The sequence below is a fragment of the Rhodococcus sp. MTM3W5.2 genome, assembly GCF_001984015.1.
GTDB lineage: Bacteria > Actinomycetota > Actinomycetes > Mycobacteriales > Mycobacteriaceae > Rhodococcus_G > Rhodococcus_G oryzae.
On sequence record NZ_CP019572.1, the window covers coordinates 1,380,772 to 1,399,390 of the forward strand.

Sequence of the window (18,619 nt, forward strand, 5' to 3'; positions counted from 1 at the left end):
TCCCGGAATGAACATTGCTGCGCTGCAGCGGTTCCTGTCCGACAGCTGCATCGAGCTGAGCGGGGAGCTGCATGTCGAGCTGATCAGCGGTGGCCGATCCAATCTGACCTATCGGGCCTGGGACGACCGGTCGTCGTGGGTGGTGCGGCGGCCACCGACCAGTGGGCTGACCCCGTCGGCGCACGACATGGCTCGGGAGTACACCGTGACCTCGGCGCTGCAGGGCACGGCCGTGCCGGTTGCGCGGACCGTCGCCTTCGATGCCGACGGCTCTGCCCTCGGCGCGCCGATGACGGTGGTCGAATTCGTCGAGGGCACGGTGGTGCGGGATCAGACCGACCTCGCCGGGCTCTCCGACGATCAGGTCGCGGCCAGTGCCGACACGCTGGTGCGAGTCCTGGCAGATCTGCACGCGGTGGATTACCGGGCGGTGGGGCTGGGCGACTTCGGGCGGCCCGACGGCTTCGTCGCGAGGCAGGTGAAACTCTGGGCGGGACAATGGGATCGGGTCAAGACGAGGGAACTGCCCGATGTGGCGGTCCTGCATGCCGCGCTCACCGAGGCCATGCCCGCGACCTCGGCCGCGTCGATCGTGCACGGCGATTTCAGAATCGACAACACGATCCTGGATCCACGTGACCCGGGCGGGTCAGGGCCGTGGTGGATTGGGAGATGTCGACGCTGGGTGATCCGCTGACCGACGTCGCCCTGATGTGCGTGTACCGGGATCCGGTGTTCGACCTGGTGCTCGGATCCCAGGCGGCCTGGACGAGCGATCGGCTGCCGTCGGCGGGGGCGCTGGCGCAGAGCTACGCCGTCGCGTCCGGCCGCGACCTCGGCGACTGGAACTTCTACCTCGCGCTCGCCAACTTCAAGTTGGGTGTGATCGGTGAGGGCATCACCCATCGCGCGCTGCAGGGATCGGACTCCGGCGCGGGAGCGGTGCGGGCCGCAGAGGCGACGCCCGAGTTCATCGCGGCGGGGCTGCGGGCACTGAAGGGAGTGACGCTGTGAGCGGCGGCGAGAACAGGACTGCCCTGGTCACCGGGGCCTCGCGGGGATCGGGCTCGGGATCGCGACTCGGCTCGCGCAGTCGGGATATTCGTTGACGATCACGGCAAGGGACCCCGCGCGGCTCGACTCCGTCGCGGATGGACTGCGCGCCGCAGGGGCGCCCGAGGTGGTGCCGATCGCGGGCGACATGGCCGACGAGACCGATATCGCCAGGGTGACGGCGGTACACGCGGACCGGCTCGGCCCGATGACCGCGCTGATCCTGAACGCGGGAGTCGGCACCGCGGGGGAGATCGGGGACTTTCCGTTGCGCCGGTTCGACAAGACCGTTGCGGTGAACTTCCGCGGGCCGTTCCAGTTGCTCCAGGAGTCGCTGCCGTTGCTGCGGGCGGGCGCCGCCGCGAACCCGGGCCGTGGCGCCAAGGTGATCGCGCTCGCGTCCATCACCGGTGTGTACGCGGAGCAGGGCCTCGCGGTTTACGGCGCGACGAAGGCGGCGCTGATCAGCATGGCGGCGACGTTGAACGCCGAGGAGTCCGGCCGAGAGGTGTGCGCCACGACCATTGCGCCCGCGTTCGTGGACACCGATATGAGCGCGTGGACCCACGAGCAGGTGCCGCCGGAGGCGATGCTCGAGGTCAACGATGTCGTCGAGGTGGTCGACGCGCTCCTGAGGCTGTCGTCGCGGGCCGTGATCCCGAATATCGTCATGGCCAGGGCGGGCACCGACGGCTATCGCGCCTGAAAGTCGCGCGCGCGGCGGCCTGACCGCGTAGCCTCCCGCGGGTGATCACTCTGGCCGATCCCGCGATACGCGAGTTCCTGTCGGCGGGCACCCGGACGGGCAAGCTCGGTTTCACCGCGTCCGACGGCAGGCCGCTGGTCGCTCCTGTGTGGTTCGTCGTCGACGGTGACGATCTGGTCTTCAACACCGGCGCCGGCTCCGCCAAGGGCCGCGCCGTCGCGCGCGATGGCCGGGTGGTGCTCTGTGTGGACCTCGAACACCCGCCGTATGCCTTCGTTCAGGTGCAGGGCGTGGCGACCGTGTCCGAGGACCCCGACGAACTGATCCGGATCGCGACCGCGATCGGTGGCCGGTACATGGGGCCGGACCGCGCGGAGGAGTTCGGACGTCGAAACGGCGTGCCCGGGGAGCTGGTGGTGCGGCTCCGTCCGACCAAGGTGATCGCCGATCTGGACGTCACCGGATGACCAGATCGTGTCCCAAGGTCACGGCCTGTGACCGAATCACAATACCGCTGTGACTAGCGCACAAGGCCCGTTCATGCTCCGTGAAACGGCGTTGACCTGGGCAAATGATCGAATCGGCGCCGCGTAGGAGCGCTGGGTGAGCGTGCGAATCGCGACAATCCGGGCGAGGTCTTGGACGCTTGTTAGAAGAAATACCAAAAGGGCATGACCGGACCTGGTTGAGATGTAGATTACATCCTGCGGTGCGGGCAGAACTCGCCGCGATTTCGGGACGTTGCCACTCGTGGCGGCGTGATTGTTCCTCGGGAGGGCGATCAATGAGCGCAGGGTGGATCCATGGACTCGGTGCGCAGGGGGCTGCTTCGGTGTCCTCCACGATGAGGTTGAGACCTCGTCGCAGTTCGGCGATTGCGCGAACCGCGGGAAGTTGTGTGACCACGTGACAGGTCGCATGACCAGACGATAGTTCTCAGTGCGCACGGCGCGCACCCGTTCCCGCTCGCACTTCTCGGCGATGCGGTCTCTTCCTTGTCGAATCTGATTTGGATCCCTATCTGTCTTTGCTGCGCCCATGGGCTGGGGGCGAGGGATTCAAGTGGTTGTTTGGGACTCCGCGGTGTTCCGGAAAATGAGGTATCAGTTGAAGCCGACCATGCTCAACGGAGACAACGACGGCCGCAGCTCGCTCGAGTGCCAGCCCGATGTCTTTCCGCTGTCGCCCGCGCAGCTCGGAATGTGGTACGCGCAGCATGTCGACCCTGAGGTCCCCATCAACATCGCGCAGTTCGTGGACCTGCGTGGCCCGCTTGATCTGCAGATCCTCGACGACGCCAGCCAGATCGGATCCGCTGAGTTCGGCACCGGGTTCCTCCGCCTGATCGAGGTGGACGGAACCCCGCACCAGGTGATCGACCTGACCATCGACGACCATGTCGGTTACCAGGACTTCCGCGGTTACGAGAACCCGGAACGCGCCGCGCACGACTGGATGCAGGCCGAGTTCAGCGCACCCATCGACCTGCTCGAAGACCGTCTCATCGCCGCGGTCGTGCTGCAGATCGAGGATGAGCGCTACTTCTGGTACTCCCGCGTGCATCACATCGCGCTCGACGGCTTCGGCGCGATGGCCTACATGACCCGCGTCTCCGAGCTGTACTCGACGCTGATCGAGGGGCGCGAGCCCGCTCCGTCCAACGCGAGCACGCTGCGCAGCCTCTACGAATCCGAGGTCGCGTACCGCGAGAGCACCCGGTTCCAGTCCGATGCCGCCTACTGGGCCGAGCGCGTCAAGGGCATGGAGGAGGGCACCAGCCTGACCGAGCGGACCGCGCCGCCCGCCGCGCTCAACGGCATCGCGAGCGCGGCGCTGTCCGGCGGCACCGAGGCGCTGATGGCCGAATCGGTGGCCAGGCACGACTCGTCGCCGTCGGGGCTGCTCATCGCGGCGTTCGCCGCGTACCTGGCCCAGATGACCGACGCCGGCGACGTGATCCTCAGCCTGCCGGTGACGGCTCGGACGACGGCCTCGATGCGCAAGTCCGGCGGCATGCTCTCCAACGTGGTGCCGCTGCGGCTGCAGGTGGGCACGGGCACGACCGTCGAAGAGCTGCTCAAGTCCGTTCAGGTCGCGGTCGCCGGGGCGCTGCGCCACCAGCGGTACCGTCACGAGGACATCCGACGCGACTCGTCCAACAGCACGATGGCGCGCGAGTTGCTCGGCCCGCTGGTCAACATCATGTTGTTCCACAACGAGCTCGCCCTCGGTCCCGTCGTCGGCCAGCTCAGCATCCTGTCCACCGGCACGGTCGAGGACCTCGCCGTCAACTTCTACCAGAGTGTCGCAGGCACCCGGACGCACGTAGATTTCGAGACCAACCCGAACCTGTACACCGAGGAGCAGGCGAAGGGGCACCACGACCGGTTCCTCGCCTTCTTCGATCAGTTCCTCGCCGCGGACCCGGCCCAGCGGGTGTGGGACCTGACCGTCACCACCGAGGCCGAGCGGACCCTCGCGCTGTCGGGTTGGAACGCCACCGATCGGGTGGTCGAGGACGGCACGTTGGTGTCGATGTTCGACGCTCAGGTGGTGCGCTCGCCCGGTGCGGTCGCGATGTCGTTCGACGGTGAGTCGGTGACCTACTCGGAGTTCGATACTCGGGTGAACCGCCTTGCACGGCACCTGATCTCGCGGGGTGTGGGACCCGAGTCGTTGGTGGCGTTGGCGATGCGTCGGTCGATCGACCTGTTGGTCGGCGTGTACGCGGTGGTCAAGGCCGGTGGTGCGTACGTGCCGGTGGATCCGGATCAGCCGGCGGATCGAATCGGGAACATCCTCGACACCGCCGCGCCCGCGTGCGTTCTGTCGACGTCGCGTGACGAGTTCACGGCAGCGGGGGAGAGCCCTGTCCTTCTGATCGACTCGGTGGATCTGACCGGGGTCGACGGTGGGCCGGTGTCGGATGTGGATCGGTTGGCGCCGTTGGTGCCGGAGAACACGGCGTATGTGATTTTCACGTCGGGTTCGACGGGTCGGCCGAAGGGTGTGGCGGTCTCGCATGCGGCGATTGTGAATCGTTTGTTGTGGATGCAGGGTGAGTATGGGCTGACCGCTGATGATGTGGTGTTGCAGAAGACTCCGGTGACGTTCGATGTGTCGGTGTGGGAGTTGTTCTGGCCGTTGCAGGTTGGTGCTCGGATGGTGATCGCGGTGCCGGATGGTCATCGGGATCCGGCGTATCTGGCTCGGGTGATCGTGGAGGAGTCGGTGTCGACGGCGCATTTTGTGCCGTCGATGTTGGCGGTGTTCGTGGCGGAGCCGTCGGTGGTGGGGGCGTCGTCGTTGCGGCGGGTGTTCGCTTCGGGTGAGGCGTTGCCGGCGCAGACGGCGGCGTTGTTGCGTGAGGTGTTGCCGTCGTCGCGGTTGCACAATCTGTATGGGCCGACGGAGGCGGCGGTGGATGTGACCTTCCATGAGGTCACTGCGGCGGATGAGGTGTCGGTGCCGATCGGTGCGCCGGTGTGGAACACGCAGGTGTTCGTGTTGGATTCGCGGTTGCGGCCGGTGCCGGTGGGGGTGCCGGGTGAGTTGTATCTGGCGGGTGTGCAGTTGGCTCGGGGGTATGTCGGTCGTGCTGATCTGACGTCGGATCGGTTCGTTGCGAATCCGTTCGGGGGTTCGGGTGCGCGGATGTACCGGACCGGTGACCTGGTTACTTGGACCGCTGCGGGCGAGCTGGAGTACATCGGCCGTACCGATTTCCAGGTGAAGTTGCGCGGTCTGCGGATCGAGCTGGGCGAGATCGAGGCCGCCCTGCTCGCCGACGAGCGCGTGGCGCAGTCGGTGGCCATGGTGCGCGCCGACGCGGGTGCGGGTGAGCGCCTGGTCGCCTACGTGGTGCCCGCCGCGGGCGCGGTCGTGGACGTCGAGGAGCTCGAGACCGGGGTCGCGGCGGTCCTTCCGTCGTACATGGTGCCGTCCGTCGTTGTCCTCGAGGCGTTCCCGCTGAACGCATCCGGAAAGTTGGACCGCAAGGCACTGCCGGTCCCCACCTTCGCGCCTCGCGACGCCGTGTTCCGCGCGCCCCGCAGCCTCTCCGAGGAGATCGTGGCCGGCATCTTTGCCGACGTGCTCGGCCTCGGCCGGGTCGGGATCGACGACAGCTTCTTCGAACTCGGCGGCGACTCGCTCGTCGCCAACCAGGTCGTCTCCCGCATCGGAGCGGCCTTCGGGGTCCGGCTCGGGGTGCGGACGCTGTTCGAGGCGCCGACGGTGCTCGGCCTCGCCGCGCGGGTCGAGGCACTGTCGGATTCGGCCGATGCCCGGCTCGAGCTGGTCGCCCGCCCGCGGCCCGAGATCATGCCGCTTTCGCTTGCGCAGCAGCGCATGTGGTTCCTCAACCAGTACGACCCGTCCGCTCCCACCTACAACCTGCCCTTCGTGGTACGCCTGACCGGCCGGGTCGACGCGGCGGCACTGGCGTCGGCGCTGACCGACGTCCTCGAACGCCACGAGTCCCTGCGCACGGTGTTTCCCGACTCCGAGCAGGGGGCGCATCAGGTCCTCGTCCCCACCCACGAGATCGACCTGTCCACCGTTGCCGAACCGGTCACGGAGGGCGACCTGCCGCAGCAGCTGGCCGAGTTCGCCGGCGTCGGCTTCGACGTCACGACCGAGATCCCGATTCGTATCCGGGTGTTCGAGGTGGCCGGAGCCGCCGCGACCGAGGAGCGTTCCGAGTTCGCTGTCGCGATGGTGGTCCATCACATCGCCGCCGACGGGGTCTCCCTGGCCGTGTTCGCCAGGGATGTCGTGGCCGCCTACACGGCCCGTCACGAGGGCGAGGTGCCTGCCTGGGCACCGCTGCCGGTCCAGTACGCCGACTACACCCTGTGGCAGCGTGAACTGCTGGGCTCCGAGGACGATCAGGATTCGTTGTCGGCCAAGCAGATCGACTTCTGGCGGATGCGCCTCGCCGGGCTGCCCGATCAGCTCGACCTGCCCGCGGACCGCCCGCGCCCGGCCATTCAGTCCTTCGAGGGCGGTCGGCTCGGGTTCGAGATCCCGGCCGCCACCTATGAGGCGCTCGGTGGATTCGCGCGCGCGCGGGGGTGACGCCGTTCATGGTGACGCACGCCGCGCTGAGCGTGCTGCTCTCGCGGCTGAGCGGCACCTCGGACATCGCGGTGGGCACCGTGGTCGCGGGACGCGGCGAGCAGGCGCTCGACGACCTCATCGGCATGTTCGTCAACACGCTGGTGCTGCGGACCGAGGTGGACCCGAACACCTCCTTCGCCGACCTGCTGACCCGGGTGCGAGACGAGGATCTCGCCGCGTTCGGCCATGCCGACGTTCCGTTCGAGCGCCTCGTGCAGGTGCTCAACCCGGCCCGATCGACCGCCCGCCACCCGCTCTTCCAGGTGGTGCTGTCCTTCGAGAACATGGACAGGGCCGAGGTCGAGCTGCCCGGCCTGACGGTGTCGGCCGACGAGGTCCGCGTGGACGTGTCGAAGTTCGACCTGCAGCTGACGATCGCCGATCGGTCGGTCGACACCGGCGCTGCCAGGACGGGTGTCGCCGCCGAGTTCATCTATGCGAAGGACCTTTTCGACGAGTCGACGGTCAACGGATTCGCCGAGCGGTTCGTCCGCATCCTCGATGCCGTCCTCGCCGATCCCGGAGCGCCGGTCGGCGACGTCGAGATTCTCGACCCCAGCGAGCGTGCGGATCTCTCCGACCGGTGGGGTGGCGTGCTGCCCTCCGTGCCGTCGGACATGCCTGCGCCGCAGACGATGGACCAGATCTTCGCGGCGGCGGCCGGCGTGGACCCCGACGCGATCGCGCTGGTCGGTGCCGGTGGACGGGAGCTGACCTACCGCGAGCTCGACGAGCGGTCCTCGCGCCTGGCGCGCGTCCTCATCGCCGAGGGTGCCGGTCCGGAATCCACGGTGGCCGTGGCGATCACCCGATCGATCGAATCGGTGCTCGCAGTGTGGGCAGTGGCGAAGGCCGGTGCCGCGTTCGTGCCGGTCGACCCGAACTACCCCGCCGAGCGCGTCGCGCACATGGTGTCCGACTCCGGCGCGGTGATCGGTGTGACGCTCGGGGAGTTCGCGGACCGGCTACCCGGTGCGCTGCGCTGGTTGGCGCTCGATGATGCCGAACTCGTTCGGCGCAGCGCGGACTTCTCGCCCGCTCCTGTGTCGAACGCCGACCGGACCGCCCCGCTTCGGCTCGAGCACCCGGCCTACGTCATCTACACCTCGGGGTCGACCGGTCGTCCCAAGGGCGTCGTCGTCACCCACATGGGACTGATGAACGTCGTCGAGCACCAGAAGGTCCTTTACCGCCTGGCGCCGAGTTCGCGTTCGCTGCACGTGGCCTCGCCGAGCTTCGACGTCGCCGTCTACGAGGCGCTGATGGCCTTCGGGTCGGCGGCGACCATGGTGATCGTCCCGCCCGGCGTGTTCGGTGGCGTGGAGCTCGCCGAGCTGCTGCGCGATCAGCGGGTCACCCACGCGATGATCACCCCAGGCGCGCTCGCGACGGTGGATCCGAGCGGACTCGACGACCTCGCGACGCTGATGGTGGCGGGCGAGGCCTGCCCGCCCGAGCTGATGGCGCGGTGGTCGGTTGGTCGCCGCTTCATCAACGCCTACGGTCCGACCGAGTCGACCGTGCTCGCCACCAGCACCGGCGTGCTGTCGGCAGGCGACCTGGTCACGATCGGCGGCCCGGTCGCAGGCCTCGGCGCGATCGTGCTCGACGGACGGCTGCACCCGGTGCCCGCCGGTGTGGTCGGAGAGTTGTACGTGTCCGGACCCGGCCTGGCTCGGGCCTACCGTGGTCGCCCCGACCTGACGTCCGAGCGTTTCGTGGCCAACCCGTTCGGGGAGCCGGGACAGCGGATGTACCGCACCGGCGACCTGGCGCGCTGGACCGCGGACCGCGAGATCGAGTACCTGGGCAGGTCAGACTTCCAGGTGAAGGTCCGGGGGTTCCGGATCGAGCTCGGTGAGATCGACGCCGTGCTCGCGGCGCAGCCCGGCGTCGACTTCGCGGTGACCATCGGTCACCAGGGTGCCGGGGGCTCCACCTCGCTGGTGTCCTACCTGTGCGGGGCCGACGGAGTCGACCTCGATGTGGCCGCGATCAGGGAGGCCGCCGCGCAGGTCCTGCCCGCGCACATGGTGCCCTCGTCGATCATGGTCCTCGGTGCGATTCCGTTGACCCCGGTCGGCAAGCTCGACCGAAAGGCCTTGCCGGAACCTGTTTTCGAGCTCCGAGCCTTCCGTGCCCCGTCGACGCGGTTCGAGACGATCGTCGCCGAGGTGTTCGCCGAGGTGCTCGGTCTCGAGCGGGTCGGCGTCGACGACGACTTCTTCGAGCTCGGTGGCAACTCGCTGATCGGCACCCAGGTGACCGCACGGCTGGGGGCCGCGCTCGACGCGACCGTCCCGGTCCGCGCGCTGTTCGAGTCGCCCACCGTCGCCGCACTCGCCGTGCGCGCCGAGTCGTACCTCGGCGAGCGCAGGACGGCGCTGACCGCGGGCGAGCGTCCCGATCGCATTCCGCTGTCGCCTGCGCAGCAGCGGATGTGGTTCCTCAACCGATTCGACCCGGAGTCGGTCGCGTACAACCTGCCTCTCGCGATCGCGATGTCGGGCGAGCTGGACGTCGATGCGCTCGAACTGGCCGTCGCGGATGTGATCGGGCGCCACGAGGCGCTGCGGACGATCTACCCGGACGCCGAGTCGGGTGCGCACCAGGTGGTCCTCACCGCCGAAGGAGTCGCGCCCACGCTCGCCCCCGTCGCGGTGGCGGAGGCCGACCTGTTCGGTTCGCTCGCCGCGTTCTTCTCAGCCGGCTTCGACGTGACCGAGCAGGTTCCGCTGCGGGTGGTGCTGATGCAGACCTCCGCGACCGAGCACGTGCTGGCGATGGTCGTGCACCACATCAGCGCGGACGGCTGGTCGATGGCACCGCTTGCCCGCGATGTGATGGCCGCGTACGTGGCGCGGGCCGCGGGAGCGGAGCCGGTGTGGTCGCCGTTGCCGGTGCAGTACGCGGATTACGCGCTGTGGCAGCGTGAGGTGCTCGGGTCCGAGGAGGATCCGGCATCGGTGGTGTCGGCGCAGTTGGCGTACTGGACCCGGGCGCTGGCCGGCTTGCCGGATCAGTTGGATCTGCCGAGTGACCGGCCGCGGCCGGCGGTGGCGTCGTACCGCGGTGCGATGCATCGCTTCTCGATCGATGGGGATCTGCATCGGTCGTTGAGTGGGCTGGCGAGCGAGCAGGGTGCGACGCTGTTCATGGTTCTGCACGCTGCTTTGTCGGTGTTGCTGGCGCGGTTGTCGGGTACCTCGGACATCGCGATCGGCGCGCCGGTGGCCGGGCGCGGCGAGGCCGCGCTCGACGACCTGGTCGGCATGTTCGTCAACACGCTGGTGTTGCGGACCGAGGTGGACACGGACCGCTCGTTCACCGAGATTCTCTCGCGGGCTCGGGCAACCGATGTGGGCGCGTTCGGGAATGCGGACGTGCCGTTCGAGCGGTTGGTGGAGGTGCTCAGCCCGACGCGTTCGCAGGCACGGAACCCGCTGTTCCAGGTGGTGCTCTCCCTGCAGAACCAGGCCCGCACGGAACTGGAGCTGCCTGGCCTCAGTGTTCGCGCGCTCGAGTACGACGAGCAGATCTCCAAGTTCGATCTCCAGCTGAACCTGACCGAGACCGCAGGCGACGATTCCGGTGCTGCCGGTCTGGCGGCGGAGCTCACCTACGCGACCGATCTGTTCGACGCGGAGACGATTCACGAGTTCGAGCGCCGTTTCGTCGGGGTCCTCACGGCGATCGTGGCCGACCCGGCTGCGCCCGTCGGCGACATCGACCTGCTCGGCGCGGACGAGCGTGAATGCGTTCTGACGCAGTGGAACTCCTCCGGTGTCGACTCCGGAGTCGAGCGGACGCTGGTGGCAGGGTTCGAGGAGGTCGCGGTTCGCCGCGCCGACTCGGTCGCCGTGCGGTTCGAGGACGTGTCGCTGACCTACGGGGAGCTCGACGAGAAGGCGAACCGCCTGGCCCGCGTGCTGATCGAGGCGGGGGTGGGTCCGGAGTCGCTGGTGGCGGTGGCCCTACCCCGAAGCGCCGACCTGGTGGTCGCGCTCGTGGCCGTGCTCAAGGCAGGCGGTGGGTACCTCCCGGTCGACCCGACTTACCCGGCGGACCGCATCGAGTACATGCTCTCCGACGCGGCACCGGTGTGCGTGGTGACCTGGACCGGCCGCGAGATCGGGCTGCCAGCCGGTCTGCCGGTGATCGAGCTCGACGCCGTGGACCTGGACGCGGTCTCGGCCGCGGCGATCTCGGATGCGGACCGCCGTTCCCCGCTGCTGCCGGACAATGTCGCGTACGTGATCTACACGTCGGGTTCGACGGGTCGTCCGAAGGGTGTGCAGGTTCCGCACCGGACGGTGGGTCGACTGATGTCGAACACCGAGGATCGGTTCGGTTTCGACGAGTCCGATGTGTGGACGATGTTCCACTCGTATGCGTTCGACTTCTCGGTGTGGGAGCTGTGGGGTCCGTTGCTCTACGGCGGCACCCTTGTGGTCGTCGACTACTACACCTCGCGTTCGCCGGAGCAGTTCCTTGAGCTGCTGGCGCGTGAGCGGGTGACGGTGCTGAACCAGACCCCGTCGGCGTTCTACCAGCTGGTCGAGGCGGATCGGCAGGCTCAAGCGGAGCTGTCGCTGCGGTATGTGATCTTCGGTGGCGAGGCGCTCGAGCTGCGTCGCCTGAGCGACTGGTACGACCGGCACCCGGACACGGCTCCGACGTTGGTGAACATGTACGGCATCACCGAGACCACGGTGCACGTGTCGTTCCGCCAGATCGACGCGGTGATGGCGGCGTCGGCGTCGGCCTCCGTGGTCGGCCAGGCGATCGCGGGATTGCGCGTCTACGTCCTCGACGAGCGACTCAGCCCCGTTCCCGTCGGCGTACCGGGTGAGATGTACATCGCCGGTGCGCAGTTGGCGCGTGGCTACCTCGGACAGCCGGCGCTCTCGGCGTCCCGGTTCGTCGCCGATCCGTTCGGAACCGGCGGTTCGAGGCTGTACCGCTCGGGCGATGTGGCGCGCTGGAACCGCAACGGGGACCTCGAGTACCTCGGCCGCGCGGACGATCAGGTGAAGGTTCGCGGCTTCCGCATCGAGCTCGGCGAGATCGAGTCGGCGCTGCTGGCCCAGGAGTCCGTCGCGCAGGTCGCGGTGATCGTGCGCGAGGACGTCCCGGGTAGCGCGCGGCTGGTCGCCTATGTGGTGCCCGCCGCCGGTGTGACGGTGGACGTTCCCGCCGTGCGCGAGGGCACGGCCGCGGTGTTGCCGGAATACATGGTGCCGTCGGCGTTCGTGGTGGTCGACGAGATCCCGCTCACGGCAAACGGCAAGCTGGACCGGCGCGCGTTGCCCGCTCCCGCCGCCGAGGTCCGCGAGTTCCGTGCGGCGTCGACGCCCGCCGAGGAGATCGTGGCAGGCGTGTTCGCCGAGGTGCTCGGTCTCGAGCGCGTCGGTCTGGACGACGACTTCTTCGAGCTCGGCGGCAACTCGCTGATCGCCGCGCAGGTTGCGGCCCGGATCGGCGCGGCGCTCGATACCCGCGTCCCGGTGCGGATCCTGTTCGAGTCCTCGACCGTCGTCGCGCTCGCGGCCGCGGTCGGCGTCCTCGCGGGCGAGGGCGGACGACTGGCACTCGTCGCCGGGCCGCGCCCGGAGCGGATCCCGCTCTCCTCGGCTCAGGCGCGGATGTGGTTCCTCAACCAGTTCGACACCGAGTCCGCGATGAACAACATCCCGGTCGCGGTGCGGCTGACCGGTTCGGTCGATGTCGAGGCGCTGCGTGCGGCCGTCGCCGACCTGCTCGACCGTCACGAGGTCCTGCGCACGGTGTACCCGGACACGGCCGACGGCCCGGTCCAGGTGATCGTCCCTGTCGCGCAGGCGATGCCCGATCTGACGCCCGTCGCGGCGAACGAGAGCGAGATGTTCGACGCGCTGGTTCGGGAAGCGGCGACCGGGTTCGACGTGACCGATCAGGTCCCGCTGCGGGTGACGCTTCTGCAGACCTCGGCTACCGAGTACGTTCTTGTGTTCGTCGTGCACCACATCAGTGCCGACGGCTGGTCGATGGGCCCGCTGGTGCGGGACGTGATGGCCGCGTACGCGGCGCGCGCCGCGGGTGCGGTGCCGGCATGGTCGCCGTTGCCGGTGCAGTACGCGGACTACGCGCTGTGGCAGCGCGAGCTGCTCGGGTCCGAGGAGGACCCGCAGTCGTTGGTGTCGACGCAGCTGCAGTACTGGTCGGAGGCGCTGGCCGGATTGCCGGACCAGCTGGACCTGCCGAGCGATCGTCCGCGGCCTGCGGTGGCGTCGTACCGCGGTGCGGCGCATCGTTTCACCATCGACGCCCGCCTGCATCGCGACCTGAACGGCTTGGCTCGCGCCAAGGGCTCGACCCTGTTCATGGTCGCCCATGCGGCGCTGTCGGTGTTGCTGGCGCGGTTGTCGGGTACCTCGGACATCGCGATCGGTGCGCCGGTGGCCGGGCGTGGCGAGGCCGCGCTCGACGACCTGGTCGGCATGTTCGTCGGCACCCTGGTGCTGCGCACCCAGGTCGACACCGGGGCGAGCTTCGAGGAGATCCTCGGGCGGACCCGATCGGTCGACGTCGCGGCCTTCGCCAACACGGACGTGCCGTTCGAGCGGCTCGTGGAGGTCCTCAGCCCGGCCCGCTCGCAGGCAAGGCACCCCCTGTTCCAGGTGGCACTGACCTTCCAGAACATGGACGTGCCGACGCTCGAACTGCCCGGGCTGACCGTGAGCGGCGTCGAGATCGACGCCCGCGTCGCGAAGTTCGACCTCCAGGTCACCCTGGCGGAGACCTTCTCCGACGACGGTGTGCCGTCCGGGATCTCGGCTGAGCTCACCTACGCCACCGATCTCTTCGACGACGCGACGATGCGCGCGTTCGCGCAGCGGTTCGTGCGACTGCTCGACGGGGTCGTCGCCGACCCGACCACCGCGGTCGGCGACGTCGACCTGCTGTCGGACATCGAGCGTCATCAGGTTCTCGAGCACTGGCCTGCGGCGGGACCGGATGCCGGTGCCGACACCACCCTGGTCGAGTGGTTCGGTGCCGTTGCGGCCCGATTCCCCGAGCAGGTCGCGGTGCGCTTCGGCGAGGGGGAACTGACTTACCGGGATCTCGACGAGCGGACCAACAGGCTGGCACGCGAGCTGATCGCATCCGGCGTCGGGCCCGAAACCCTTGCCGCGGTGGCGCTGCCGCGCTCGCTCGACCTGGTTGTCGCGCTGCTCGCCGTGCTCAAGGCGGGCGGCGGCTACCTGCCGGTCGACCCGACGTATCCGGCGGACCGCATCGAGTACATGCTCGCCGATGCGGCGCCGGTGTGCGTCGTCGCGGAATCGAGCCGCACAATCGCGTTGCCCGACGCCCTGCCGGTGCTCGAGCTGGACACGATGGACCTGTCCACGCGCTCGGCCGATCCGGTCACCGATACCGACCGGATCGCTCCGCTGCTGCCGGAGAACGTCGCGTACGTGATCTACACGTCGGGTTCGACGGGGCGCCCGAAGGGTGTGCAGGTGCCGCACCGCACCGTGACCCGCCTGATGCGGAACACCGAGCGGCGGTTCGATTTCGACGAGTCGGACGTGTGGACGATGTTCCACTCGTATGCGTTCGACTTCTCGGTGTGGGAGCTGTGGGGTCCGTTGCTCTACGGCGGCACCCTTGTGGTCGTCGACTACTACACCTCGCGTTCGCCGGAGCAGTTCCTTGAGCTGCTGGCGCGTGAGCGGGTGACGGTGCTGAACCAGACCCCGTCGGCGTTCTACCAGCTGGCTGAGGCGGATCGGCAGGCTCCGGCGGAGCTGTCTCTGCGGTACGTGGTCTTCGGTGGTGAGGCGCTCGAGTTGCGGCGCCTGAGCGACTGGTACGACCGGCACCCGGACACGGCTCCGACGTTGGTGAACATGTACGGAATCACCGAGACCACGGTGCACGTCTCCTACCGACGAATCGATGCCGCGACCGCGGCCGCGGCGTCCGCGAGCATCGTCGGCCAGGCCATCGACGGCCTGCGCGTGTACGTGCTCGACGAGCGCCTGCAGCCCGCACCGGTGGGTGTGCCGGGCGAGATGTATGTCGCCGGTGTGCAGTTGGCCCGTGGCTACCTGGGTCAGCCGGCACTGACCGCCGGTCGGTTCGTGGCCAACCCGTTCGACGCGCAGGGGTCTGCGCTGTACCGCTCGGGCGACCTCGCACGGTGGAACAGCTCCGGTGAACTCGAGTACCTCGGCCGCGCGGACGACCAGGTGAAGGTGCGCGGCTTCCGCATCGAGCTCGGCGAGATCGAAGCGGCCGTGCTGGCACAGGACTCGGTGGCCCAGACCGCGGTGATCGTGCGCGAGGACACGCCCGGCAACCCGGTGCTCGTCGCCTACGTGGTGGCGAGCGGGGCCGACGTGGACGTTGTCGCGGTGCGCGACGGCGCCGCGGAGCGACTGCCCGAATACATGGTGCCGTCCGCTTTCGTTGTGCTCGACGAGATCCCACTGACCGCCAACGGCAAGCTGGACCGGAAGTCGTTGCCTGCCCCGGTGATCCAGGCTAGGGAGTACCGCGCCCCGTCGACACCCGCCGAGGAGATCGTGGCAGGCGTGTTCGCCGAGGTCCTCGGTCTCGAGCGGGTCGGTCTCGACGACGACTTCTTCGACCTCGGCGGCAACTCGCTGATCGCCGCCCAGGTGGTCGCCCGGATCGGTTCGGCGCTCGACACTCGCGTGCCGGTACGGACGCTGTTCGAGGCCTCGACCGTCGCCGCGCTCGCGGTCGTCGTCAGTGGTCTTGCCGGCAGTGGCGCCCGTCCGGCTCTGGTGGCCCAGCCTCGCCCGGAGCGGCTGCCGCTGTCGTTGGCGCAGCGTCGGATGTGGTTCCTGAACCGCTTCGACACCGAGTCCGCGATCAACAACATCCCGATGGCGATCCGGCTCTCCGGCGCACTGGACCTCGCCGCGATGGGAGTCGCGCTGGCGGACGTCGTCGCCCGGCACGAGTCGTTGCGGACCCGCTACCCCGACACGGCGGACGGCCCGATCCAGGTGATCGAGGCACCGGAGGTGTTGACCGGTGAGCTGATCCCGGTTCCGGTCAGCGCGGACGAACTGCCGCAGCGCCTCTACGAACTCGGCACCACCCAGTTCGACGTGACGGCCGAGATCCCGTTGCGGATCAGCCTCTTCCAGCTCGACGAGTCCGAGTTCGTGCTCGCCGCCGTGGTGCACCACATCGCCGCCGATGGTGCGTCGATCGCGCCCTTCGTTCGCGACATCATGACCGCGTACACGGCCAGGCGGGTCGGCGAGGCTCCCGGTTGGGCGGAGTTGCCGGTGCAGTACGCCGACTACGCGCTCTGGCAGCACCGGGTGCTGGGGTCGGAGGAGGATCCGCAGTCCACGATCTCGAGCCAGCTCGACTACTGGCGCGGCGAGCTGGCGGGCCTGCCTGCGCAGCTGGATGTGCCGAGCGATCGTCCGCGGCCCGCGGTCGCCACCAACAAGGGTGCGACGCGCCGGTTCGAGGTCGAACCCGCTCTGCTGGCACAGCTCAATGCGGTTGCCAAGGAATACAACACGTCGTTGTTCATGGTGATGCACGCGGCCGCGGCCGTTCTGCTGGCCCGACTGTCGGGCACGTCGGACATCGCGATCGGTACGCCGGTCGCGGGCCGCGGCGAGGCGGCGATCGACGAGGTCGTCGGCATGTTCGTCAACACCCTGGTACTGCGAACCGAGGTCGACACAGCGGAGTCCTTCGCCGGACTGCTGTCCCGGGTCCGCGCGAGCGATCTGGGCGCATTCGGGAACGCCGACGTGCCCTTCGAGCGGCTGGTGGAGGTGCTCAACCCGGCCAGGTCACAGGCGCGGCACCCGCTGTTCCAGTTCGCCATGTTCTTCCAGAACCACGGACAGACCGCGGTGGAGCTTCCCGAGCTGAGCGTGAGCGCGGTCGACTTCGATCCGCAGATCGCGAAGTTCGACCTGCAGTGGACGTTCATCGAGGCGGCACCCGAGGCGGGTGCGGCGGCTGGGATGACGGTCGCGATCACCTACGCGACGGACCTCTTCGACGAGGCCACCGCCACGGCGGCGTTCGCGGACCGTTTCCTGCGCGTGCTCGAGGCCGTCGCGACGGCACCCGAGCGTCCGGTCGGCGACTTCGCGATGCTGGAGGCGGACGAGCTCGATCAGGTCCTGGTCGGGTGGAACGATTCGGCTCACCCGGTCGACCCCGACGAGCTGCTGCTCGACGCGTTCGTCGGACAGGCCGCGGTGACACCGGACGCGATCGCGGTGACCTTCGAGGGCGAGTCGCTGACGTACGCGGACCTCTCGGAGCGCGTCAATCGGCTGGCCCGGTTGCTGATCGCGCAGGGCGTCGGTCCGGAGTCGTTGGTGGCATTGGCTGTTCGTCGTTCGCTCGATCTGGTTGTCGGCATGTACGCGGTGATCACCGCCGGTGGCGCCTACGTGCCGGTGGATCCGGATCACCCGGTCGACCGGATCGGCCACATTCTCGACACGGCGGCGCCGGTGTGCGTGCTCACCACCGCGCGAGACGGCTTCGAGGTCCCAGGGGACAGGTCTGTCCTCTGCATCGACACGGTCGACGTGTCCGGCTTCTCCGCTCGTCCGGTGACCGACGCGGACCGCGTGGCGGTGCTGCGGCCCGACCACCCGGCGTATGTGATCTTCACCTCGGGGTCGACCGGCAAGCCCAAGGGTGTGGCCGTGAGCCACGCCGCGATCGTGAACCAGCAGGCGTGGATGCAGGCCGAGTACGGGTTCGAGTCCTCGGATGTGTACCTGCAGAAGACCGCGACGACGTTCGATGTGTCGCTGTGGGGTTACTTCCTGCCGCTTCGGGTCGGTGCACACCTGGTGGTGGCGACACCCGACGGTCACCGCGATCCCGGGTACGTGGCGGAGACGATCCGGGACCTTGCTGTGACCATCACGGACTTCGTGCCGTCGATGTTGACCGTGTTCTCCGACGTCGTGTCCTCGGATCTCCGCACGTCGGGCGAGCAAGCGGCAGCGTTGACTTCCCTTCGGCACGTGTTCGCGATCGGTGAGGCGTTGCCGGCAGAGACCGTCCGCGGCTTCGCTGACATCACCGATGCCCGCCTGCACAACCTGTACGGCCCGACGGAGGCCGCGGTCTCGATCACCTACGCGGACGTGACGGGCACCGCCGCGAGCGGCTCGGTGTCGATCGGTCGGCCGGAGTGGAATTCTCAGGTGTTCGTGCTGGATTCGCGGCTGCGGCCCGTTCCGGTCGGCGTTCCCGGCGAGCTGTACCTGGGCGGCGTCCAGTTGGCACGCGGCTACTACGGCCGGGTGGATCTGACGTCGGACCGGTTCGTGGCGAACCCGTTCTCCTCGACCGGTGAGCGGATGTACCGCACCGGCGACCTGGTCACCTGGGCCGCGACGGGCGAACTGGACTACATCGGGCGCACCGACTTCCAGGTGAAGTTCCGCGGGCAGCGGATCGAGCTCGGCGAGATCGAGACTGCGCTGTTGGCGCATCCGTCGATCAGCCAGTCGGTCGCAGTGGTGGCGGCGACGCCCACCGGTGATCAGCTGGTCGGATATGTGGTGCCGTCGGCGGGGGCCGACGTCGATGTCGAGGAGCTGCGCGGTTCGCTCGGGCAGGCACTGCCCGCATACATGGTGCCCGCGGCGCTGATGGTGCTCGAGGCGTTCCCGCTGAACTCGAGCGGCAAGCTGGACCGGAAGGCGTTGCCCGCTCCGA

The 18,619-nt window shown here is 68.7% G+C and carries 1 protein-coding gene and 3 pseudogenes; all 4 read left to right on the forward strand.

Annotated elements, in window-relative coordinates; translation table 11 throughout:
* Nucleotides 1–7: 7 nt before the first annotated feature.
* Nucleotides 8–1,014 (forward strand): annotated as a pseudogene (locus tag BTZ20_RS06545) (phosphotransferase family protein).
* Nucleotides 1,011–1,759 (forward strand): annotated as a pseudogene (locus BTZ20_RS06550) (SDR family NAD(P)-dependent oxidoreductase). Before BTZ20_RS06545 ends, BTZ20_RS06550 begins: the two co-directional pseudogenes overlap by 4 nt.
* A gap of 41 nt (nt 1,760–1,800) precedes the next feature.
* Complete coding sequence (locus BTZ20_RS06555; RefSeq protein WP_077040807.1) at nt 1,801–2,226, forward strand: PPOX class F420-dependent oxidoreductase; 426 nt, start codon at nt 1,801–1,803, stop codon at nt 2,224–2,226.
* 733 nt (nt 2,227–2,959) lie between these two features.
* Nucleotides 2,960–18,597, forward strand: a pseudogene (locus BTZ20_RS29700) (non-ribosomal peptide synthase/polyketide synthase); the annotation flags it as partial.
* Nucleotides 18,598–18,619 lie beyond the last annotated feature (22 nt).